Annotated in this window: 25 protein-coding genes; 13 read left to right on the top strand and 12 right to left on the bottom strand. The window is 66.3% G+C overall.

Features of this window, described 5'->3' with window-relative positions:
* Positions 1 to 52: 52 nt before the first annotated feature.
* The 4 genes from KYX69_RS05945 to queE are packed head-to-tail and all read left to right on the top strand — an operon-like array spanning position 53 to position 2,779.
* Positions 53 to 943: an Hsp33 family molecular chaperone HslO gene (locus tag KYX69_RS05945; RefSeq protein ID WP_300494949.1), complete on the top strand. Its 891-nt coding sequence runs from the start codon at positions 53 to 55 to the stop codon at positions 941 to 943.
* Positions 944 to 993: 50 nt separating this feature from the next.
* Positions 994 to 1,395, top strand: coding sequence for a hypothetical protein (locus KYX69_RS05940; RefSeq protein WP_300494947.1), 402 nt, complete (start codon positions 994 to 996; stop codon positions 1,393 to 1,395).
* A 54-nt stretch (positions 1,396 to 1,449) separates the two neighbouring features.
* On the top strand, positions 1,450 to 2,136 hold the full coding sequence (gene queC / locus KYX69_RS05935) for a 7-cyano-7-deazaguanine synthase QueC (protein ID WP_300494945.1): 687 nt from the start codon (positions 1,450 to 1,452) through the stop codon (positions 2,134 to 2,136).
* Positions 2,137 to 2,146: 10 nt separating this feature from the next.
* On the top strand, positions 2,147 to 2,779 hold the full coding sequence (queE, locus tag KYX69_RS05930; RefSeq protein WP_300494942.1) for a 7-carboxy-7-deazaguanine synthase: 633 nt from the start codon (positions 2,147 to 2,149) through the stop codon (positions 2,777 to 2,779).
* 9 nt (positions 2,780 to 2,788) lie between these two features.
* Here queE and KYX69_RS05925 read toward each other — a convergent pair whose 3' ends face one another.
* The 3 genes from KYX69_RS05925 to lipB all read right to left on the bottom strand — a co-directional run bounded on the left by KYX69_RS05925 (position 2,789) and on the right by lipB (position 4,698).
* Entirely contained in the window at positions 2,789 to 3,475 is a 687-nt protein-coding gene (locus tag KYX69_RS05925; protein ID WP_300494940.1) for a hypothetical protein, read from the bottom strand.
* 207 nt (positions 3,476 to 3,682) lie between these two features.
* Positions 3,683 to 3,937, bottom strand: a complete 255-nt coding sequence (locus KYX69_RS05920; protein ID WP_300494937.1) for a hypothetical protein — start codon at positions 3,935 to 3,937, stop codon at positions 3,683 to 3,685.
* 101 nt (positions 3,938 to 4,038) lie between these two features.
* Positions 4,039 to 4,698: a lipoyl(octanoyl) transferase LipB gene (gene lipB, locus KYX69_RS05915; protein WP_300494934.1), complete on the bottom strand. Its 660-nt coding sequence runs from the start codon at positions 4,696 to 4,698 to the stop codon at positions 4,039 to 4,041.
* Positions 4,699 to 4,790: 92 nt separating this feature from the next.
* Between lipB and KYX69_RS05910 the strand changes: the two genes are divergently transcribed.
* Both KYX69_RS05910 and KYX69_RS05905 read left to right on the top strand, forming a co-directional pair.
* Positions 4,791 to 5,615, top strand: coding sequence for a hypothetical protein (locus KYX69_RS05910; RefSeq protein ID WP_300494932.1), 825 nt, complete (start codon positions 4,791 to 4,793; stop codon positions 5,613 to 5,615).
* Positions 5,612 to 6,355, top strand: coding sequence for a hypothetical protein (locus KYX69_RS05905; protein ID WP_300494930.1), 744 nt, complete (start codon positions 5,612 to 5,614; stop codon positions 6,353 to 6,355). The genes KYX69_RS05910 and KYX69_RS05905 overlap by 4 nt, the downstream gene beginning before the upstream one ends.
* Here the strand turns inward: KYX69_RS05905 and KYX69_RS05900 are convergent.
* Genes KYX69_RS05900 through KYX69_RS05890 form a run of 3 tightly spaced genes read right to left on the bottom strand, consistent with a single transcriptional unit; the run spans position 6,319 to position 8,220 of the window.
* Positions 6,319 to 6,918 (bottom strand): GNAT family N-acetyltransferase, encoded by a 600-nt coding sequence (locus KYX69_RS05900; protein ID WP_300494926.1) that lies wholly within the window; start codon positions 6,916 to 6,918, stop codon positions 6,319 to 6,321. The genes KYX69_RS05905 and KYX69_RS05900 overlap by 37 nt on opposite strands.
* Before the next feature lies 1 nt (position 6,919).
* A complete protein-coding gene (hemF, locus tag KYX69_RS05895; protein ID WP_300494923.1) occupies positions 6,920 to 7,774 on the bottom strand; it encodes an oxygen-dependent coproporphyrinogen oxidase in 855 nt (284 codons plus the stop codon).
* Positions 7,771 to 8,220, bottom strand: coding sequence for a tRNA (cytidine(34)-2'-O)-methyltransferase (locus KYX69_RS05890; protein WP_300494921.1), 450 nt, complete (start codon positions 8,218 to 8,220; stop codon positions 7,771 to 7,773). Before KYX69_RS05890 ends, hemF begins: the two co-directional genes overlap by 4 nt.
* A gap of 193 nt (positions 8,221 to 8,413) precedes the next feature.
* Between KYX69_RS05890 and petA the strand changes: the two genes are divergently transcribed.
* The 5 genes from petA to KYX69_RS05865 all read left to right on the top strand — a co-directional run bounded on the left by petA (position 8,414) and on the right by KYX69_RS05865 (position 12,342).
* Positions 8,414 to 8,998, top strand: coding sequence for a ubiquinol-cytochrome c reductase iron-sulfur subunit (gene petA / locus KYX69_RS05885; protein ID WP_300494918.1), 585 nt, complete (start codon positions 8,414 to 8,416; stop codon positions 8,996 to 8,998).
* A gap of 14 nt (positions 8,999 to 9,012) precedes the next feature.
* Positions 9,013 to 10,299, top strand: coding sequence for a cytochrome b/b6 (locus KYX69_RS05880; RefSeq protein ID WP_066662950.1), 1,287 nt, complete (start codon positions 9,013 to 9,015; stop codon positions 10,297 to 10,299).
* 14 nt (positions 10,300 to 10,313) lie between these two features.
* A complete protein-coding gene (locus tag KYX69_RS05875) occupies positions 10,314 to 11,147 on the top strand; it encodes a cytochrome c1 (protein WP_300494914.1) in 834 nt (277 codons plus the stop codon).
* A 68-nt stretch (positions 11,148 to 11,215) separates the two neighbouring features.
* On the top strand, positions 11,216 to 11,755 hold the full coding sequence (locus KYX69_RS05870; RefSeq protein WP_300494912.1) for an adenine phosphoribosyltransferase: 540 nt from the start codon (positions 11,216 to 11,218) through the stop codon (positions 11,753 to 11,755).
* A 68-nt stretch (positions 11,756 to 11,823) separates the two neighbouring features.
* On the top strand, positions 11,824 to 12,342 hold the full coding sequence (locus KYX69_RS05865) for a hypothetical protein (protein ID WP_300494909.1): 519 nt from the start codon (positions 11,824 to 11,826) through the stop codon (positions 12,340 to 12,342).
* On the opposite strand, the gene KYX69_RS05860 is transcribed toward KYX69_RS05865, so the two are convergent.
* The 5 genes from KYX69_RS05860 to KYX69_RS05840 all read right to left on the bottom strand — a co-directional run bounded on the left by KYX69_RS05860 (position 12,339) and on the right by KYX69_RS05840 (position 17,543).
* Positions 12,339 to 12,791, bottom strand: coding sequence for a MaoC family dehydratase (locus KYX69_RS05860; RefSeq protein ID WP_300494906.1), 453 nt, complete (start codon positions 12,789 to 12,791; stop codon positions 12,339 to 12,341). The genes KYX69_RS05865 and KYX69_RS05860 overlap by 4 nt on opposite strands.
* A 41-nt stretch (positions 12,792 to 12,832) precedes the next feature.
* Positions 12,833 to 14,071: an ectonucleotide pyrophosphatase/phosphodiesterase gene (locus KYX69_RS05855; RefSeq protein ID WP_300494904.1), complete on the bottom strand. Its 1,239-nt coding sequence runs from the start codon at positions 14,069 to 14,071 to the stop codon at positions 12,833 to 12,835.
* 38 nt (positions 14,072 to 14,109) lie between these two features.
* A complete protein-coding gene (locus KYX69_RS05850; protein WP_300494902.1) occupies positions 14,110 to 15,402 on the bottom strand; it encodes a hypothetical protein in 1,293 nt (430 codons plus the stop codon).
* Between the two features lie 82 nt (positions 15,403 to 15,484).
* The gene (locus KYX69_RS05845) at positions 15,485 to 15,775 is read right to left on the bottom strand and encodes a hypothetical protein (protein WP_300494899.1); all 291 of its coding nucleotides are present in this window, start codon (positions 15,773 to 15,775) and stop codon (positions 15,485 to 15,487) included.
* A 46-nt stretch (positions 15,776 to 15,821) separates the two neighbouring features.
* Positions 15,822 to 17,543: an OmpA family protein gene (locus KYX69_RS05840; RefSeq protein WP_300494896.1), complete on the bottom strand. Its 1,722-nt coding sequence runs from the start codon at positions 17,541 to 17,543 to the stop codon at positions 15,822 to 15,824.
* Between the two features lie 93 nt (positions 17,544 to 17,636).
* Here KYX69_RS05840 and KYX69_RS05835 point away from each other — a divergent pair, with 93 nt between their 5' ends.
* Positions 17,637 to 18,476, top strand: a complete 840-nt coding sequence (locus tag KYX69_RS05835; protein WP_300494893.1) for an oxygenase MpaB family protein — start codon at positions 17,637 to 17,639, stop codon at positions 18,474 to 18,476.
* Between the two features lie 34 nt (positions 18,477 to 18,510).
* Entirely contained in the window at positions 18,511 to 19,296 is a 786-nt protein-coding gene (locus tag KYX69_RS05830; protein WP_300494891.1) for a hypothetical protein, read from the top strand.
* Between the two features lie 9 nt (positions 19,297 to 19,305).
* Here the strand turns inward: KYX69_RS05830 and ychF are convergent, their stop codons facing one another.
* Complete coding sequence (gene ychF, locus KYX69_RS05825; RefSeq protein WP_300494889.1) at positions 19,306 to 20,406, bottom strand: redox-regulated ATPase YchF; 1,101 nt, start codon at positions 20,404 to 20,406, stop codon at positions 19,306 to 19,308.
* Positions 20,407 to 20,419 lie beyond the last annotated feature (13 nt).

Raw genomic sequence — 20,419 nt, 5'->3', positions numbered from 1 at the left:
TAGCGACACGAGATGGGTTCCCGCTTTCGCGGGAATGACGAAGGAAGATTTGATGACCACCGACCTCGACCGCACGCTCAACTTCACGATTCCCCAGCGCCATGCACGCGGGCGGATCGCGCGGCTCGGGCCGGTGCTGGGCGAGATTCTCGCCGCCCACGCCTATCCCGCGCCGATCGAGCGGCTGCTGGCGGAGGCGCTGACGCTGACCGCGTTGCTTGGCTCGACGCTCAAGGATGCCGGGGGCCAGCTGACGCTGCAGGCGCAGGCCCAGGGCGGCATCGTCAGCCTGATGGTGTGCGATTACAAGGCCGGCGAGCTGCGCGGTTATGTCCAATATGATGCCGACCGGCTGGCGGAGCTGGGCAGCAACCCGTCGCTCTACGCGCTGTTCAACCAGGGCTATCTGGCGATGACCTTCGACCAGGCGACCACCGGCGAGCGCTATCAGGGCATCGTCCCGCTCGACGGCGGATCGCTGGCCGAGGCGGCGGAGAACTACTTCGACCAGTCGGAGCAGATTCCGACTTTGGTGCGGCTCGGCGTTGGCCATGACGCGCAGGGCAATTGCATCGGCGGCGGCCTGTTCCTGCAGCATCTTCCCGAGGGTGAGGAAGGCGGCGAGCGGCTGCACGCGCGCGAAACCCACCCCGAATGGGAACATGTCGAAGCGCTTGGCGGCACGATCAGCACCGAAGAGCTGGCCGACGCGACCACGCCGCTCGAAACCCTGTTGTGGCGGTTGTTCAACGAGGATGAAGTGCGCGTTCAGTCCGGCGGCGATCTGGTGCGCGGCTGTCGCTGCGACCCCGACTATATCGGATCGGTCCTGGCGAAGTTCTCCGCCGAGGACCGCGTCGAAATGGCCGAAGACGGGTTCATCACCGTTGACTGCGCGTTTTGTGCGAAGAAATTCCCGATCGCGCTCGATAGCTTCGCCTGACTGATTTCGTCAGCGAATTGACAGGTGAAACGTGGTAAAGGAGCGATGAAATGAAGATGCTTCGCCCCCTGCTGATCGCCGCCGCCCTGCTGGCTCCTCTCGCTGCGGGCAGTGCCGCTGGCCGTCCCGACAACGGTCTCACCGCCCTCGCCGGGATTGAGCGGGGCGAGTGGACCTTGCGCGGCGCGGACGGATCGAGCCGCACGATGTGCATCACTGACCCCCAGGTTCTGCTTCAGCTCCAGCATCGCGGCGCGACGTGCTCTCGCTTCGTTGTCGAGGACGGGTCGCTGGGCGGGCGGGTCACCTATAGCTGCCCCGGGATCGGCAATGGCGCGACCCGCGTCGTGGTCGAGACCCCCCGGTTGGTGCGCATTGAGAGCCAGGGGATCAGCCGCGGTCTGCCGTTCTCGTTTGAATATGAAGGCCGGCGTACGGGCCCGTGCCGCTGACGTCCGTAGCGCGCTTTCTTGCCGCACCGCGGCAAAGGGGGTAGCGCAGCGCGGATGACCGACACCAGCTATGCCGTCGCCCTCGTCTCGGGCGGACTCGATTCCTATGTTTCCGCCGCATGCGCGCGCGCCGATGGCCACCGCTTGCTGGCGCTGTCGATCGACTACAACCAGCGCCACCATGTCGAACTGGCGGCCGCGCGCCGGATCGCAGCGGTTCTTGGGGCGGAGCGGCACATTGTCCTCCCGCTCGATCTGTCGCTGTTCGGTGGATCGGCGCTGACCGCCGATATCGATGTGCCCAAGGACGGAGTCGGCGACGACATCCCGGTCACCTATGTCCCGGCGCGTAATACCATCTTTCTCAGCCTCGCGCTCGGTTGGGCTGAGGCGATGGGCGCGCGTGACCTGTATCTCGGGGTCAACGCGCTCGATTATTCGGGCTATCCCGATTGTCGCCCGGAGTTCATTGAAGGGTTTGAGAAGCTGGCCGAACTCGCCACCAAGGCCGGGGTCGAGGGACATCCGTTCCGTATCCGCGCGCCATTGGTGTCGATGAGCAAGGCAGACATCGTGCGCAAGGGCACCGAACTCGGCCTCGATCTGGGGCTCAGCTGGTCCTGCTATGACCCCGCGCCGGGCGGCGTGCATTGCGGGCTGTGCGACAGCTGCCGTCTGCGCGCCAAGGGGTTCGAAGAAGCAGGCGTCCCCGATCCGACCCGCTACGCCGTTTCCGCTTGAGGCAGATGCGATGAGTTATGCGGTCAAGGAAATGTTCCTGACCCTGCAGGGTGAGGGGGTGAATGCCGGCGCATGCGCGGTGTTTGTCCGCTTCGCCGGGTGCAATCTCTGGTCGGGCCGCGAACAGGACCGCGCCACCGCGATCTGCAAATTCTGTGACACGCAGTTTGTGGGGACCGATGGACTTGGCGGGGGCAAATTCGCCGATGCCGATGCGTTGGGCGATGCGATTGCGGGCTTCTGGGGCGCGGGGCAGGAGCGCCGCTTCGTCGTGCTGACCGGGGGTGAGCCGATGCTTCAGGTCGATGACGCGCTGGTCGATGCGCTGCACGCGCGTGGCTTTCGTATCGCGATCGAGAGCAACGGGACGCTGCCCGTACATCCGGGCATCGACTGGATCTGCATCAGCCCCAAGGCGGGGAGCGCGGTCGTGCAGCGGCGCGGCGACGAGCTGAAGCTGGTCTGGCCGCAAGCCGGCACCGATGTCGCCGAGATCGAGCGCTGGGACTTCGACCATTTCCTGATCCAGCCGATGGACGATGCCCGTGCCGCCGCCAATGTGCAGGCGGCGGTGGACTTCGCCCTCGCCAATCCGCGCTGGCGCCTGACGCTTCAGGCGCATAAGACGCTCGGACTGCGCTGAACGCTGCGCTTAGCGCCGCTTGCGCTTCTTCGCCCCCGGCGCGCAACGGTCCGGGAAATAGCCGCCCTTGTCCCAGCAATCCTCGTTGCCGAATTGCGGATAGGTGATCTGCGCCTCGATCGGCATGCGCATCGGGAATTGCTGTTCGCCCCAGCGGCTGAGGCTGCTGCGGATCATCGGGATACTCTCGGCCGCCAGCTCGCCAAACTTGCCGCGCGGGGTAAACAGCGCGGCATTCGAAACGGCGTCCGCCGTCTGGCAGAAGGTCAGCTGCGCATGCACCGCCGAGTAGCTCGAATAGACGCGCGTGCCATATTGATCGAGCGCAGTCTGCCCGGCCTTGGGCGCCTTGTGGGTGCGCATGAAATACTTTGTGAGCACGGCGTAGGAATCGTTCAGCTCGACCTTATGGTCGCGCAGAATGGCGTTGTAGTTGGGCAGGGTCAGCAGGGTCGGCCCGAACTGGCACTGCAGCGCCGCGACGTTGAGCGCCGCGCGCAGATTCCACACCATCGCCGCACGCAGCTCGGCCGGGGTCGCGCCGGGCAGCGGCTGGGCTAGCATACCCGGCTCCGTCCCGGTGATCCGCGGCGCCGCGACGTCGGGGGACTTGAAATAGAATTGCGCAGAGGCCGGCGTCGCCGCCAACACCGCCACACCCAGGCCTGCCGAGAACATCAGACGCGAACCGAACATCAACCAACCCTCTCGAACCCTGATCCGCCGCTGGGTTACGGAGTTTTCGTGCCGCGCCCAAGTGGTTTTTGGCACAGCTTCGTTGCGGTTGTGCAAGGGGCCGCGCTCCACCGTGGGACAGCTGGCACGCCGCGCATGGATCTGCACGAAAAAGGGCCGCCCGGATTGCCGGACGGCCCGATTCATGCATTTGCCGCGCGCGGCAGATTACATGCCGTTACCCATGGTGTCGTTGGCCGCCATGGTGTCGCCAGCCATGCCGGTGTCGTTGCCGGTGGCGCCGTCGACCATGGTCATGTTGTCGCTGACGGTGCCGTCGATCATCCCGGCGTCGGTCGCGTTGACGTCCATGACCGTCGTGTTGTCGGCGGTGGTTTCAGTGGTGCCACCGCACGCCGACAGCAGCAGCGCAGCGCTGGCGATCATCGAACCGGCAACGGCCTTGGTGAAAACTGCACGCATAAATTTGGGCTCCCTAGATGATGGTGGGGGGCGGAACACCGCTTATTCCCCTGACCGAGATATACATTAAACGCTTCGCAACGCGCCCTCAAGCCCCGCCATCAGGCGCGCGCGCACGCCCCACCCACGGAATTGAGAAAGGCCGGAAATGCTAACGCAAGGGCGGCGTCGAAAGTTTCAGGCGAAATCGATTTTCCCAGCTGCGCCGCGCTCGTCACCGGAAATTCGGGCAGGCCGCACGGCACGATTCCGCCGAAATCCGACAGGTTGGGGTCAAGGTTCACGGCAAAGCCATGCATCGTCACCCAGCGCCGGACGCGCACGCCGATCGCGCCGATCTTCGCCTCGGTTCCGCCATCGCGGGTCCAGATGCCGATCCGCCCCTCCGCGCGAAACGCGTTGATGCCAAGTTCGGCGAGTGCCGCGATCACCCAGCCTTCGACCGCATGGACGTAGCAGCGCACATCCTTGTTGCGCCGCGACAGGTCCAGCATCGCATAACCGATCCGCTGTCCCGGGCCGTGATAGGTGTAGCGCCCGCCGCGCCCGGTGGCGAACACCGGGAAGCGCGGATCGATCAGCTCCGCCGGATCGGCGCTGGTGCCAGCGGTGTAGACCGGGGGATGCTCCAGTAGCCAGACCTGTTCGCGCGCTTCACCCGCCTGGATTGCGGCGACGCGCGCCTCCATGTCCGCGAGCGCTTCCGGATAGGGGACGCGCCCCTCGGACACGCGCCATTCGATACCTTCGACCAGTTCCATCGCCGCCAGATGCGACGCCCGACGCTCCAGCGCAAGCATGTGGCGTCACGCCGAAGGATCGGCTAACGCTGCGCATGAGGGGAGCAGTGCATATGGTCAGTATGGGTACCGTCTGGGATCGGACTGCGGAGTTTCTGAGCGACAATCTCGGCACATTGCTGCCGATCGCGCTGCTGGCAATCTTCGTTCCGACCACGATTTCGTCCAATCTCAGCGGGCTGCAACCCACCGCGACGCCGGGGACGGCCATGTTGCTCGGGTTGGGCGTGTTCGTCCTTGCTCTGGTCAGCTTCTGGGGACAGCTGGCGGTGACCGCGCTGGCGATCGACCCGGCGCTGGGGCGGCAGGCGAGCCAGGTCGCCACCCGGCGCTTCCCTGCGGCGCTGTTGCTGATGATCCTCCTCGTCGTGGTCATGCTCGCCTTGGCCATCCCGGTCGGCATCATGCTGGCGGTCGGCGGCCTCGATCTCGCCACGCTGCAGGGCAGCGCGATGCCGGATATTCCGCCCAGCGTCGCCATTTGGGTGTTTCTCTATTTCCTGGTCGTGCTGGTCCTCGCCTTCTGGGTCATGGCGCGGCTGGCGGTGGTCATCCCCGCAGTGGTCGGCGACCGGCTGGCGATCGGCGCAATCGCGCGATCGTGGCGGCTGACGCGTGGTGTCGCGCTCAAGATCGTAGGCGTGTTGATCCTCTACGCGATCGTCTCGATTGTCGCCAATCTTGCGGCCACCACTGCGTTCGGCGCGGTCATGTATCTGGTTGCCGGCAACGGGGAGGATGGCATTTCGCTCGCCTCGGTGTTGACCACCATCGTCGGCGGGGCGATCTCGACCGGCTTCACCGTGCTCGGCACGGCGTTTCTGGCGAAGCTCTACATCGCGCTGATCGCGCGGCATGAGGCGGCTGCGCGCGCATGACCTTCTCATTTCGCGGCGTTCTGGCGGATGCCGTGACGTTGTGGCGGACCGATCGCGACCTGATGTGGCCGATCGCAGGTGCGTTTCTATTCCTGCCGCTGCTGGGGCTGTTCCTGCTCGTCACCATGAGCGGGATACAGTTGCCTGAGGGCGGTGACCGCGAGCAGACGCGGGAGGTGATCAACACCTTCCTCCTGTCCAACCTGGGCTGGATGGGGCTGATCATCGCGCTGACCGAATTTGGCGGCTTGGCGCTGCTCAGCCTGTACCTGCGCCGGGGTGAAACGGTCGGGGCGGTGCTGCTGGCCAGCCTCCAGCGGTTGATCCCGTTCTTCCTGATCGGCATTGTCGTGAACACGCTGGTGCAGCTTGGAACCTATCTGCTGTTCGTCCCGGCGATTTATGTGTTTGGCCGCACCTGGATGATGGGCGTCGCCTTCGCCGCAGAGCCGACGCGCGGAGCGTGGCAGGCGATGGTGCGCGGGTTCCAGCTGAGTGAGAAAAATGGCTGGAAGATCGGCTTTTTCGCACTCGGCCTGGGGCTGTTTATCGTCGCGACCGCATTGTCGATCGGGATCGTTATCTTCGCGATCGCGGCGCCGCTGGTCGCGGGGTCACAGGCGGCGGCGTCGCTGGTGTTCGTCCCAATCGCACTGCTCGTGACGGTCAGCTGGGTGTTCTTCACCCTGGTGCGGATCGCGCTTTATCGCCGGCTAGGCGGGTCGATCAACGGGATGTGAGGCGCCGCGTCGCGGGGCAGGTGCCCGGTGATGCGCGGATCGGGAAAGGTCTCGATCGCGCGCAGGAACGGTACAAAGCCCGACGCGCGGTAGAATCCCAGAGCCTTGGGGTGGTCGAGGGTGCAGGTGTGGACCCACACCCGCGTCACGCCGGGCCGCCATGCCCGCATCAGCGCATGCGCCATCAGCCAGCGGCCATGCCCTGCGCCGGTCAGTTCGGGCACCAGCCCGACGAACGACAGCTCGCATGTTGCGGTCTCGCGATAATCGAGTTCGAGCATCCCGACCTCGATCCCCTGCCGATCGACGACCGCGAAAATCGCGATTCGCGGGTCATGGATGATCGCGCTCAGCCGCACATCGTCCATGATCAGGCGGGAGAACCACAGCCATGGCGAACCGACGCGCGCGAACAATTTCCGATACTTGTCCGGACTCGGCGCTTCCCAGCGCACCAGTTGCAGATGCGATTCGGGCATCGGGCGCGGCTTGGGCCGCTCGCGCATTTCCAGACTGGTGACGATCGTCGCCACCTCACCGGGCTTTACGGGAAGCAGGCCCATCTCAGCTCCAGGTGGCGAGCGGGGGGAGGCTCATCAGGATCGCGTCGATATTGCCGCCGGTCTTGAGGCCGAACAGCGTGCCGCGGTCATAGACGAGGTTGAACTCGGCATAGCGGCCGCGCCATTCCAGCTGCTGCGCCTTGTCGGCTTCGGTGAAGGGCGTTGCCATGCGGCGGCGGACGATTTTCGGATAGATTTCGAGGAAGGCGCGGCCGACATCCTGGGTGAAGGCGAAGTTCGCTTCCCAGGCCGAAATGTCCGCACTGTCGAGGTGATCGTAGAAGATGCCGCCGACGCCGCGGTGAACATTGCGGTGGGGAATGTAGAAATAGTCGTCGGCCCACGCCTTGAATCGGGGGTAATGCGCCGGGTCATGCGCGTCACATGCCGCCTGCAGATGTGCATGAAAGTCCACCGTGTCTTCATCATGGGGAATCGGCGGGTTCAAATCCGCGCCGCCGCCGAACCATCGCTTCGTCGTCACCAAAAAGCGCGTGTTCATGTGCACCGCAGGGACATGCGGATTGGCCATGTGCGCGACCAGGCTGATTCCGGAGGCAAAGAAGCGGGGGTCTTCCCCCGCGCCGTGGATCGACTTGGCGAAATCGCCCTCGAAGGTGCCGCCGACGGTCGAGACGTTGACCCCGACCTTTTCGAACACCTTCCCTTTCATCACCCCGCGCACGCCGCCACCGCCCGGCTCACCCGACGGATCGGCGCGGTCCCACGCGATGTATTCGAACGCCGCGTCCGACCCGGCCTCACGCTCGATCGCCTCGAACTCGGCGCAGATCGAATCGCGCAGTTCCTCGAACCACGCGCGGGCGCGCTGCTGCTGGGGGTCGAGTTCGATCATTGCGGATAGCCTTTGGTTTGCCGGAGCGCTTCGGACAGCGCGATGCCCGCCGAGACGGAGAGGTTCAAGGATCGCATCGCCGGCTTCATCGGAATGCGCACGCGCACGTCGGCGCGGTCATGGACAGGGTCGGGGACGCCCGCATCCTCCGATCCGAACAACAGGATGTCGTCGGGCTGATATGCGGCCTCATCGAAGCGTCCGGCGCCCTTGGTTGTGAACAGCACGATCCGGCTGGTGACGGTCGCCAAGAAGGCATCCCAGTCGCGATGCCGGGTGACGCGGACATGGTCGATATAGTCCATGCCGGCGCGCGCGACGCGCTTGTCGTCCCACGCGAATCCCATCGGTTCGATCAGGTCGATCTGCGTGTCGAAACACGCACCGATACGCAGGACCGCACCGACATTTCCGGCAATACAGGGCTGAAACAGGGCGATGCGCATGACGTCCCCGATAGTGCAGGGAATGTGCCTGTCACAAGCCGGTCAAAAAGGCGGTTGGCAAAGTCGCCCCGCGCCGTCTATCAGGCCCGCCAGCCACCGGGGGCAATCCGGGGGTGAAGCGTGGCGTTCGCGCGCCGCGCTGTCCGGGACAGGGGCGTGAAAACGCCGGAATTTGAAGTGCAAGGGCTGATGCATGGCAAGTGAGAACGGCGGCACGCCTCCGGGTGGGCCGATTGAGCCTTCCAACGGAGGTCCCGAGGATCCCCGTCGTCGCGACTATCTCGCAATTGGCGCGGTCGCGTTCGCGGGTGTCGGTGCAGGCGTGGTCGCGATCCCGCTCGTGGCTCAGATGAGCCCGTCGGCCGACGTGCTCGCGCTGTCGACCACCGAACTCGACATTTCGGCGATCCAGCCGGGCCAGTCGGTCAAGTCGACCTTCCGCAAGCAGCCGCTGTTCGTGCGTAACCTCACGCCGAAGGAAATCGAGGCGGCGAACGCGACCCCGGTCAGCGAGCTGCGCGATCCCCAGACGCTTGCCGAGCGCACCAAGGAAGGCAAGGCCAACTGGCTCGTCACCCTGGGCGTGTGCACCCATCTCGGCTGCGTGCCGCTGGGCGCTGGCGAGGGCGAGAACAAGGGTCCGTTCGGCGGCTATTTCTGCCCGTGCCACGGCTCGGCCTATGACACTGCCGGTCGCATCCGGTCCGGCCCGGCACCGACGAACCTCGTCGTTCCGGACTACGCATTCATTTCCGACACCGTCATTCGGGTCGGCTGAGGGGGCACCTAGAAATGAGCTTTCCCTGGGCAAAGCAGTATGAGCCGAAGAGCCCGCTGATGAAGTGGGTGGACGATCGTCTGCCGCTTCCGCGCTTCGTCTATGGTGCGATCGGTGGCGGGTATCCCGTCCCGCGCAACCTCAACTATTTCTGGAACTTCGGCGTCCTCGCCGGCATGTTCCTGGCCATCCAGATCGTCACCGGCATCGTGCTGGCGATGCATTATGCGGCGAATGCCGGCATCGCGTTCGACAGCGTTGAGCATATCATGCGCGACGTGAACGCCGGCTGGTTCATCCGCTACGCGCACGCCAATGGCGCGTCGCTGTTCCTGCTGGTGGTATATATCCATATCGCCCGCGGCCTGTGGTACGGGTCTTACAAAGCGCCGCGCGAGATGGTGTGGCTGCTCGGCGTGGTCATCTTCCTGCTGATGATGGCAACCGCGTTCATGGGCTATGTGCTTCCTTGGGGCCAGATGAGCTTCTGGGGCGCGCAGGTGATCACCGGCTTCTTCTCCGCGATCCCCGTGGTAGGTGAGCCGATCCGCGTGTGGCTGCTCGGCGGCTTTGCGCCGGATAACGCTGCGCTCAACCGCTTCTTCTCGCTCCACTATCTGCTGCCGTTCGTGATCGCCGGTGTGGTCGTCCTGCACATCTGGGCGCTGCACATTCCGGGTTCGAACAATCCGACCGGCGTCGAAGTCAAAGACGAGCAGGACACGGTCCCGTTCCACCCCTATTACACCGCCAAGGATGGCGTGGGCGTGGGCGTGGCGCTGCTGGTCTATTGCGCGCTGATCTTCTACGCGCCGAACCTGCTGGGCCACCCGGACAACTATATCCCGGCCAACCCGCTCTCGACCCCGGCGCACATCGTGCCCGAATGGTATTTCCTGCCCTTCTACGCCATTCTGAAGTCGTTCACCGTCGACTTCATCATGTCGGCGAAGCTGTGGGGCGTGCTGGCGATGTTCGGCTCGATCCTGCTGCTGTTCTTCCTGCCCTGGCTCGATTCGTCGCCGGTGCGTTCAGCCAACTATCGCCCGACCTACAAGTGGTTCCTGCTGGTGCTGCTGGTCGACGTGCTGGTGCTGGGCTATGTCGGTGGCGCCGCCCCGACCCCGGGCGTGATCCTGATCGGTCAGTTCGCCACGGCCTATTACTTCCTGCATTTCCTGGTGATCCTGCCGATCGTCTCGGCGATGGAGCGTCCGCGCCCGCTGCCGAACTCGATCACCGAGGCCGTGCTCGCCGGCAAGGGTGGCACCTCGCCGCTCCAGACCGCAGCTGCCGAATAAGAGGGGCATAGAAAATGGTTCGCATCGGCGGAATTTTGGTCGGGCTGGGCTTTGTCTTTGCCCTGTTTCTTGGGATCATCGACACCTTCTCGAACGGGTTGACCACGCCCAAGACGGTGGAGCAGGAATTCCACAAGCATGCCGAAGCGCCGGAAGGCGGCTTCACCTTCACCGGCATGTTCGGCACCTATGACAAGCGCCAGCTGCAGCGCGGCATGCAGGTGTACAAGGAGGTTTGCGCCGCCTGTCACTCGCTCCGTCTGGTGTCGTTCCGCGACCTCGCCGCGCTCGGCTATAGCGAAGGTCAGATCAAGACCATCGCCAAGGGCTTCCAGGTGCCGTCGATCAACCCGGAAACGGGTGAGCCGGCGACCCGCGACGGCATGCCCGCCGACCGCTTCCCGTCGCCCTATGCCAATGACGTCGCCGCGCGCGCCGCGAACAACAACGCGATCCCGCCGGATCTGTCGCTGATGGCCAAGGCGCGTCCCGACGGCAGCAACTATATCTACTCGCTGCTGACCGGCTATCAGGCCCAGCCTGCGGAGCTGCTGAAGAAGTATCCGGAGGCCAAGACGCCTGAGGGGCTGCACTACAACCCCTATTTCCACACGCTCAACATCGCGATGGCGCAGCCGCTGAAGGATGGTCAGGTGACCTATTCCGACGGCACCGCTGCCACGGCGAAGAACTATGCGGCCGACGTCGCGGCGTTCCTGACCTGGACTGCCGAGCCGAAAATGGAAGCGCGCAAGAGCGCCGGCCTCGCGGTGCTCGCCTTCCTCGTGATCTTCTGCTTCCTCGCTTATGGCGCGAAGAAGCAGATCTGGCGGAACGTGAAGGACTAAGGTCCGACCGACCGATATTCAGACGGCCCGGGAAGCGATTCCCGGGCCGTTTTCTTTGGAGCGATGCCGTGACCCCTGCCAATGACGATCTCGCCGCGCTGATCCGCACCATTCCCGACTTCCCCAAGCCGGGCATCATGTTCCGCGACATCACCACCCTGTTGCTCGACGCTGCCGGCTTTGCCCGCGCGGTGGAGCGGATTGTCGAGGCGGCGGACGGTCCGGTCGATCTGGTCGCGGGGATCGAGGCGCGCGGCTTCATCTTCGCCGCGCCCGTCGCGCTGGCGCTGGGGGCAGGGACGCTGCTCGTGCGCAAGGACGGCAAGCTGCCCGGCGCGACGGTGGCGGAGGATTATGCGCTGGAATATGGCACCGATCGCATCGCGATCCACGCCGATGCGGTGGTGCCCGGCGCGCGCGTGCTGCTCATTGACGACCTGATCGCGACGGGCGGGACCGCGCGCGCGGCGGTGCGGCTGCTGCGCAAGGTCGGCGCGGTGGTGACACAGGCCGCGTTCGTCATCGACCTGCCCGATCTGGGCGGTGCCGATGCGCTGCGTGCCGAGGGGATCCATGTGACCGCGCTGGTCGGCTTCCCTGGCCACTGACGGAACCCTAGCCGCTTCTCCCCCGTTCTCAACGCATTAGGGCGCCGCACGCGTCCGGGAGAAGCATCATGTTCAATTTGCGTATCGTGAAGCTGGGGCTTGCCGGTGCCGCCGCGCTCGGCGTTGCCGCCTGCACCGATGGCTATGGCTATAGCGGCGTGTCGGTCGGCTATGGCGGCGGAGGTGGCGGCTATTATGCCGGCGGCTATGGCGACCCCTATTGGGGCTGGCAGGGCGACTATTATTATCCGGGCACCGGCTATTATGTCTATGACCGCGACCGTCGACCGATCCGCTGGAGCGCCGCGCAGCGCCGCTATTGGGAGCAGCGCCGCCAGAATTGGCGCGGCGACCGGCGCGAGGTGCGCGAAAATTGGCGCGAGTTTGCGCAGGATCGCAGGCGTGATGACCGCGCCTATCGCCAGGATCGGCGGCAGGATCGCCGGGACTATCGGCAGGGCGAGGTCACCCGGCCCGAAGCGCGCGCGGAGCGACGCGAGGACCGCAGGGAATATCGCCGCGAATATCGGGACGACCGCCGCGATCTGCGCCGCGAAAACCGCCGCGACCGGCGTCGACCGAATTAGTTGATCGCTGGCCGCCGTGCGACGATCGCGTTGGCGATGAAGCTCAGCACCGGCTCGTCATGCTGGTTGAATACCAGCATGCGCGAGCGGGTGCGGCCCATTTCCGGCCGCCGCTCGGACTCGCGCTTTTCGAGCAACTCGGTTTCGCAGCGCAGCGTGTCGCCGGGAAAGACCGGCTTGATCCAGCGCAGTTCGTCGATCCCCGCTGCGCCGAGGCTGGCTGTGGGGCGCACCTTCATTTGCTCGACCAGCATTGCCATGGTCATGGCAGCGGTGTGCCAGCCACTCGCCGCGAGGCGGCCGAAATGGGTCTGGGCTGCGGCCTCATCGGACAGATGAAAAGGCTGGGGGTCGTATTTCTGCGCGAACTCGAGCACTTCCTCACGCGTCACCGCGTAAGAGCCGAAGCTCGCCTTGTCCCCGACGGTCAGGTCCTCGAAATAGATCATGGAATCAGTTTCGGACCGAAACTGGATTTTGGCAAGAGAGATCAGCGCTTCAGGGCCGGGGCAAGCATTGCGGCGTCGCCATCGACAGCCTGTGCCTGCGGCACGCCGGCAAGGCGGCGGAGCAGCGGTGCGACATGGATATTGTCGAACGGCGGCAGGGTGACGCCGCTGGCAAAGGCGGGACCGTGGGCGAGGAACAGCGCCGCCATCTCCGGGGCTGCGGGATCATAGCCGTGCGCGCCGCCCGGGCGCAGCGGCTCCCTCGCGGGGCGCGTGGTGATCGTCCAGCCGATTCTGGCAAGACACAGGAAGGAGGGCGTGCGCGGGTTGCGCCCATAGTGCAGGCGCGCGGGGACGTCCGCACGCCGCCAGCATTCCATGTTCGGATGCGGCTTTAGCAGCGCCGCCGCCAGTGCGGCCTCGCGCCCCGGCTGCGGCTCGATCGCAGCATAGGGGCCTTCCTCGACCGTGCGAAAGTCGCTCGCGGCGGCAATTGTGTCGAGCTGGATGCGGCGGCTTTCGTCCACCGCCGCCATGCCATGATCGGCGACGAAGACGAGATTGGCGGGCTGGCCCAATGCGGCAAGCTCGCTGGTCAGTCGGCCGATCAGCGCATCGACCTCCGCCACCGCAGCATTGGTTCCGGGGTCGTGGGGACCGTGATGGTGCCCCGCGGTGTCGACCGTGTCGAAATAGAGACCCAGTAGCTTCGGGCGCGTCGCGGCGGGTCTGCGGAGCCAGTCGATGATCGCGTCGACGCGCTGGCGGCCGCTCACGGCCATGCCGAATGCCTGCCAGTCATGCGGTCGGGTGCCGCCGATCTCGACGCCGGAGCCGGGCCAGAACATCACCGCCGTCTGCACCCCGGCCTTTTCCGCCGCAGTCCACAGCGGTTCAGCCTGATCCCACCAATAGGGCTGGTCCGACGCCAGCGTGAAACGCTCTCCGGGCCGTGCGGGGTCTTCGAAGCGGTTGCCGACGATGCCGTGGCGGTCGGGACGCTTGCCGGTGACGAGGGTGTAGAAATTGGGAAAGGTCTTGGTCGGGAAGGACGGGCGCATCGTCGCGCGCACGCCCTGTGCTGCAAGTTGCGACAGCACCGGGGTGACGCCGCGGTCGAGATAGTCCGGGCGGAAGCCGTCGATTCCGATCAGGATCGTCACCGGTGCGCGCTGCTCGACCGGGGGAGCGGGCGGGGCAGGCGCCATGACGGGCGGGGTGGTACAGGCGTAGAGCAGCCCGGCAATCGAGGCCGCCGCCAATGTCCTGAGCCAGTGCATGGCGGCGGCCTCTAACACCCTTCGGTGACGGAATGGAGTCAGTCGCCGAGCGTCAGCTTCGCGAACGCGGTACCGCTGACCGGGCTCTTCCCATAATAGGGATCGAGCGCGTCCGGCTTGGCATAGGTCGCGACCGATCCGCCCAATGCCAGTGTCACCGTGTCCGCCAGCGGAATACGGTAGGCGTAGCCACCCTCGAACCGCGCGACGCGGAACGGCTGGTCGTGCAGCGGGTGGCTGTGGTCGGGGAACAGCTCGTCATTGCGGACCAGCTCGGCGCGGCCGAACAGGCCGTGGCGCGCGTCCACGTCCCAATTCGCCTCCGCCACCCAGGCGCTGAGCGTGTCGCCGGGGATGCGGTTCTTGGCCGACCAGGCGAGCATCGCGGACAGGCCGCCGCGCGCATAATGCACGCTGGCGGTGGTGCGCGCCTCGTCGTTGCCGCCGTGCAGCGCTTCGGGGCTTTCGAGGCGGCCGTGGCTGACCTGCATCGTCCAGTTGGGGGAGGGCGTGAAGGTCGCGCGCAGGCTCCACGAATCGAGCTTTATGGGGTCGAACCCCCAGCGTTCCTCGTCCGGCTCGCGGCCCTTAAAGGCGGAGGCCTCCAGCTGGAACGCGCGGGTGCGCACGCCCGCTGTCACCACGCCATAAGTGATGTGCGTCGAATCGAACCAGTGATGCGCGATCGGCGACATCGTCTGATAGCGCGCCGAGCGGCGATGCATGAAAGCGGGCGGGCCGAGCGCGGGCTCACCCACCGGGCCGCCATAGAGGAAGGCGGTGGTGCCGTCGGCAACATCGACCTCGACCCGCGCGGCGAGTTCCATGAACAAATCGTGCGGATGCTGGCGGTCGACCAAGGCGCGGCCATTGGCGGTCTCGCCCGCCGCGAACAGGTTCGGATAGCCGCGCTTGCCCATTAGCGGGTCGAGGCTGAACATCCCGCGCAGCTCGATCCGCGCTGAGTCGCTCAGCGGGCGGCTGGCGGTGACCATGCCCATCGATTGGACAAAGGCCATGTCGTCGCCGCGCGGACCGCCCTGGCTGGTCACCGCGCCCCAGGCATAGCCATGCGCCATCAGCATCCAGTCGCCTGCGTTGGCGTGGAGGCCGCCATGCTGGCCGCCCTCGGCTGAGGGAAGCAGCGCGGTGCCGGACGCGATCTGGGCGCTGGGCTTGGGTGTGTTCGCCGCGCCATGGTCGCCGTGACGCTGGTGGTCGGACGGAGCCGGTGCAGGTGTGGGCGTGTGGTGGTCGTGCTCCTGCGCTGCCGCGGCAACGGGCAGCGCCGTCGCCGCCAGTAGGGCGGCGAGCGTCGTTCGGTAGGTCATGATGATAAACTCCGTGAATGATCGGGGAAGCGGGGGTCAGGCCCCGCAGTCGATCACCCGCGTGGAGGGGGCGGTTCGGGCGTCAGCAGCGCGCCCGCGATGCCCCCGCCGGGGCCGCAGCGCCATGGACCGCGATCGGGGCAGGGGGTGGCGTGACCGCAGCGACCTTCAGCGTCGATGGCGCGATACAGCCGACGCACATCGCCTCACCATACCCCTCGGGCCGAGGCTCCGCCGGCGCTTCGTGCTGTGCCATTGGCATCGTCATGGAATCGCGCGCCGCTATCGGCATATCATGGCACGTCGGCATCGCCACGCTGGCGGGAAGCGTGCCCAGCAACAGCGCGACGGCAAGGATCAGGCGTGCGATCATCCCGCGCGCTTAGCGGATCGACTGGCTTGCAGGAAGAGCGCGTGGATCAGCGCGCGGGGCCGATGACGATATCGACGCGCCGGTTGCGCCGTTCCGCCAGCCGATCATCGCGCGGTGGCACCAGCGGGCGCTCCTTGCCGAACCCCATGGTGACGATCGCGCCAGACGGAACGCCCAGGTCTTCAAGCGCTCGCTTGGCCGAGTCGGCGAGCCGGCTGGACAGCGCGATGGCATAGTCGCGCGTGCCGCCCATCTGATCGACATGCCCGCTGACGGTGATCGTGCCGCCGACCCTGCGCCATGTCGTCGCCGCCCGCTCCAGCGCCGGCATCGCGCTGGAGGTGATGGCGTAGCGGTCGATGTCGAAATAGATGGCGAAGCTGCGCGCGTCGTCCGGCCAGCTGGGCGGCGGGGCCTGGGCGGCGGTCCAGGCAGTATCGACCTGTTGCCGGAACAGCGCTTTGAACACGCCCGCTGCCTGCACCACATCGCTGCGGCTTTCATCGCCCAGGATGCGTTCGACTGCGCCGGTCGCGCCCTGTCGCACCTGTACCCATGCCGCCGAAATCTGCGCCTTGCCGTAGAGTCGCGCGAGCAGCGCGCGGGCTTCGATCACGTCGGGCGAGCCTGCGCCCGGACCCCAGGCCTGCTGGTCGAGAATGTTGGCAATATCGTCGAGCCGCGCGACATCGACCGTGCCGCTGCGCAGCTCCGCAACGCCGAGCACAAGTGCAGCGGTGGAATTGTCCGGAGCCAGTGCCACCGCCTGTCGGGCCAGCGTCATCGCCGCATCATACTCACCGCGATCCAGCATGATCCGGGCGAGTAGGGCCTTGCGATCCCCCTCCGCCGCGTCGAGCACCCCGCGCTGTCCCGTCGCGATGGCGCGCTTGAGGGTTTCAAAGGCGCTGGCGTCGACTCCGGCTGCCTCGAAGCCGGCGTCGCCGATTGCGGCAACCGCAGCGTCGATCTGCACAGCGGACAGGCGCAGCGGGCCGCGCCGCGCGCGATCGGCGGCCCCGATGCGGATCGCTTCGGCAAGGCTCGCTGCGGCGGCGTCGCGTTGACCCAGCTTGCGTTGCGCCCGGGCGCGCAGGGTCAGCGCGTCGGCGCGAAGCTGGCCAATGCCGCGCCCGGCGCGCGCTTCGCTCGCCAGCACTTCGTCGGCGAGCAGGATCGCCTCTGCGCTCCGGCCCAGCCCGAATGCGGTGCGCGCGATGCCGAGCTTCATCGCCGCAAGCCGGGCGTCGGTCGGCGCGAGCTGCGTCCGCAGCGCGGCATAGCCAGCATTCTGCATCGGTTCCGCTGCGGCGAACTCGCCCCATTTGCTGCGGCCCGCGCCAAGGTTGAACAGCGCGACGGCGTTGCGCGCGCGCTGGAGCGGCGTTGGCGCTGGCGCGACCCGCTGAGACGACTCCGCCGCCGCCTCGTCATCCTGAGGCGAGTCCGACGACGCGCCGGACATTGCTTGCCGGTCAGCCTGCAGCACCGCCGCCAGATCCGCTCTGCTACAGCGCGCATCGCAGGTCAGGGGAATGAACGCTTCGGCGTTCCAATAGCCCGTCGCATGAAGCGCGCGGGCAAATGCCAGCAAGGGCAAGGTCCGGCGATCGGCGGGCGCGGCGACGACGGCATCGAGCAAGGCGGCGGGATTTGCCGGTTCCGGCAACAGGTCCGCGACCAGGCCGATATCGTTGGTCCCGACCTGCGCCTGCACGGGGAGCGGGGTCAGGATCAGGCTCAGCGCGATGAACGGGCGCAAGTTCATGCCGCCATGATGCAGCCGCGCCAGGAGTGCGGGAAGCGACAATTTCGGACGGCCCCTTCAATCGGCGCGCCATCCGCCCTAGAACTGGCGCCGATGCCGCCTTCGCCCATCACCATCGGACTGCGCAAGCGCCTGATCGGCGTGGTCCGGGCGACGTTCAACGACCAGCAAAAGGGCGAAGCGCCGGTGGTGCGCAGCGACAACGCGCTGTTCCCGCGCGATAGCGTGACGTGGCGCGTCCACGGCGACGTGACGACCATGATGGTCGGCGGCGTTGCGTCGCTGCTGCTGCAGATGCTCCACCCGGCGGTGCTGGCGGGCGTGTGGGATCATAGCGCGTTTCGCAAGGACATGCTCGGCCGCCTGCGCCGCACCGCGCGCTTCATCGCCGAAACGACCTATGCCGATCGCAGCATTGCCGAAGCATCGATCGCCAAAGTGCGCGACGTGCATGAGCGGGTGGCGGGCACGCTGCCCGACGGCACGCCGTATCGCGCCGACGATCCTGAATTGCTCGCCTGGGTGCATGTGACGGAGATGTGGTGCTTCCTTGCCGCGTGGCAGCGCTATGGCGTGGCGGTCAGCCGTGCTGAGGAGGATGTCTATTATGCCGAGACGGCGCGCGTGGCAGCGGCGCTGGGCGCCGATCCGATCCCGCGCAGCCGGTTCGAGGCGGAGGGGCTGATCACCGCGATGCGACCCCAGCTGATGGTCGATCACCGCACCCGCGAAGTCGCCCGCTTCCTGCTGAACCAGCCCGCTCCGAGCCTGGCAATGGCTCCGGCACAGGCGGCGATCTTCGCCGCAGCGGTCGACCTGCTCCCCGACTGGGCGCGCGCGATGCACGGGTTGCAACGCCCGGTCGTCGCGCTGCCTTTGGTGCGTGGATCGACGCTGGCGATCGCCAAGACCTTTCGCTGGGCGTTTCACTAGCGGAACCAATTTTGGTGGCTTAGGTTCTCGCGCCATGACCCAGACCGCCTCCGCCCCGAACAGCCGCGTTCGCGCCATCGCCGCGCTCGTATTCGCGCTCGCGCAGATCCTTGCCCCGCTGCTGCCCGCAATCGGCATCGGCAATCCCGTCGGCGAACAATCGGCGGACACGCAGACGCTGATCACCCCGGCGGGCTGGGCGTTTGCGATCTGGGGGCCGCTCTATTTCGGCACCTTGGTCTATGTCGTCTATCAGCTGCTGCCGCGTCATCGCGACAGCGAACTGGTGCGCCGGATCGGCTGGCATTTCGCGCTCGCCGTACTCGGCAACGCGCTCTGGGTGACCTATACCCAGTTGTTCAGCCTTGGCTTCCCGTCGGTGCTGATCATCATGTTCACGCTGGTCAACCTGCTCGCGATCCTGCGCGTCTTTGCCAGCACCCCGGCGTTCAGCCTGGGCGAGCGCCTGGCAGTGGTGCTGCCGCTCAGCGCCTTGGCGGGCTGGCTGACCGCCGCGACGATCGTCAACATCGCCGCTGCGCTCAACTTCCACGGCATCGTGTTGCCCGGATCCGCGCCGTTGATCTCGGCCGCGATCCTGATCGTCGGCGGCGTCATCGTGGCGGGGGCCCTGCTCGGGACCGGCGGCAATCCGTGGTATCCGCTCCCGTTCCTGTGGGCGCTGTTCGCGATCCACCAAAAGGCGGGGCAGGTGCATGACGCAATTGCCACCGCGACGATTGTCGCGGGGCTGCTGGTGGTCGCAACGCTGGTCGTGATGCTGGCCAGCGCCGAGCGCCGGAAGCGGTATCTCGGCTGAGGCGCCCGATCAGACGTTGAAGCGGAACAGCATCACGTCGCCGTCCTGGACGACATATTCCTTGCCTTCCGACCGCAGCTTGCCGTTGTCGCGCGCGCCGGTTTCGCCGTTGAACCTGACGTAATCGTCGAACGCGATGGTTTCGGCGCGGATGAAGCCGCGTTCGAAATCGGTGTGGATCTCGCCAGCCGCCTGCGGGGCCTTGGCGCCGACATGGGTGGTCCAGGCGCGCGCTTCCTTCGGCCCCACAGTGAAGAAGGTCAACAGGTGCAGTAGCGAATAGCCCGCGCGGATCACGCGGGCGAGGCCGGTTTCGGTCAGCCCCAGCTCGGCGAGGAACTCGCCGCGCTCTTCGGCGGGCATGGTCGCGATCTCGGCCTCGATCGCGGCGGAGACGACGACAGCCTGCGCGCCCTCGGCCTTGGCCTTGTCGAACACCCGCGCCGAATAGTCGTTGCCGTCCGCGGCATGCTCTTCGTTGACGTTACAGACATAGAGGACCGGCTTGGCGGTGATCAGCTGGGCCTGCTTGAGCACGCGCTCTTCCTCGATGTCGTTCGGTTCGACCAACCGCGCAGGCTTGCCTTCGCGCAACAGGTCGAGCGCGCGGCCCAGCACCGCCGCAGCGATCTTGGCTTCCTTGTCGCCCTGCGCCGCCTTTTTCTGCAGGTTCGGCACGCGCTTTTCGAGGCTTTCGAGATCCGACAGCATCAGCTCGGTCTCGACCGTTTCGGCGTCGGCGATCGGATCGACCTTGTTGTCGACATGCTGGATATCGTCATTCTCGAAACAGCGCAGGACATGGACGATCGCGTCCACCTCGCGAATGTTGCCGAGGAACTGGTTGCCCAGCCCCTCGCCCTTGCTCGCGCCGCGCACCAGGCCGGCGATGTCGACGAACCCCAGCTGTGTCTCGATGATCTTCTGCGATCCGGCGATCTTCGCCAGCGCGTCCAGCCGGTCGTCCGGCACCGCGACGTTGCCGACATTCGGCTCGATCGTGCAGAAAGGATAATTGGCCGCCTGTGCCGCCGCAGTCTGCGTCAGCGCGTTGAACAGCGTCGATTTGCCGACATTGGGAAGGCCGACAATGCCGCAGCGAAAGCCCATGGGTCTCTTGGTC

The sequence above is a fragment of the Sphingomonas sp. genome (assembly GCF_030145815.1).
Lineage (GTDB): Bacteria > Pseudomonadota > Alphaproteobacteria > Sphingomonadales > Sphingomonadaceae > Sphingomonas.
This window is presented reverse-complemented; position numbering and strand designations above follow the sequence as displayed.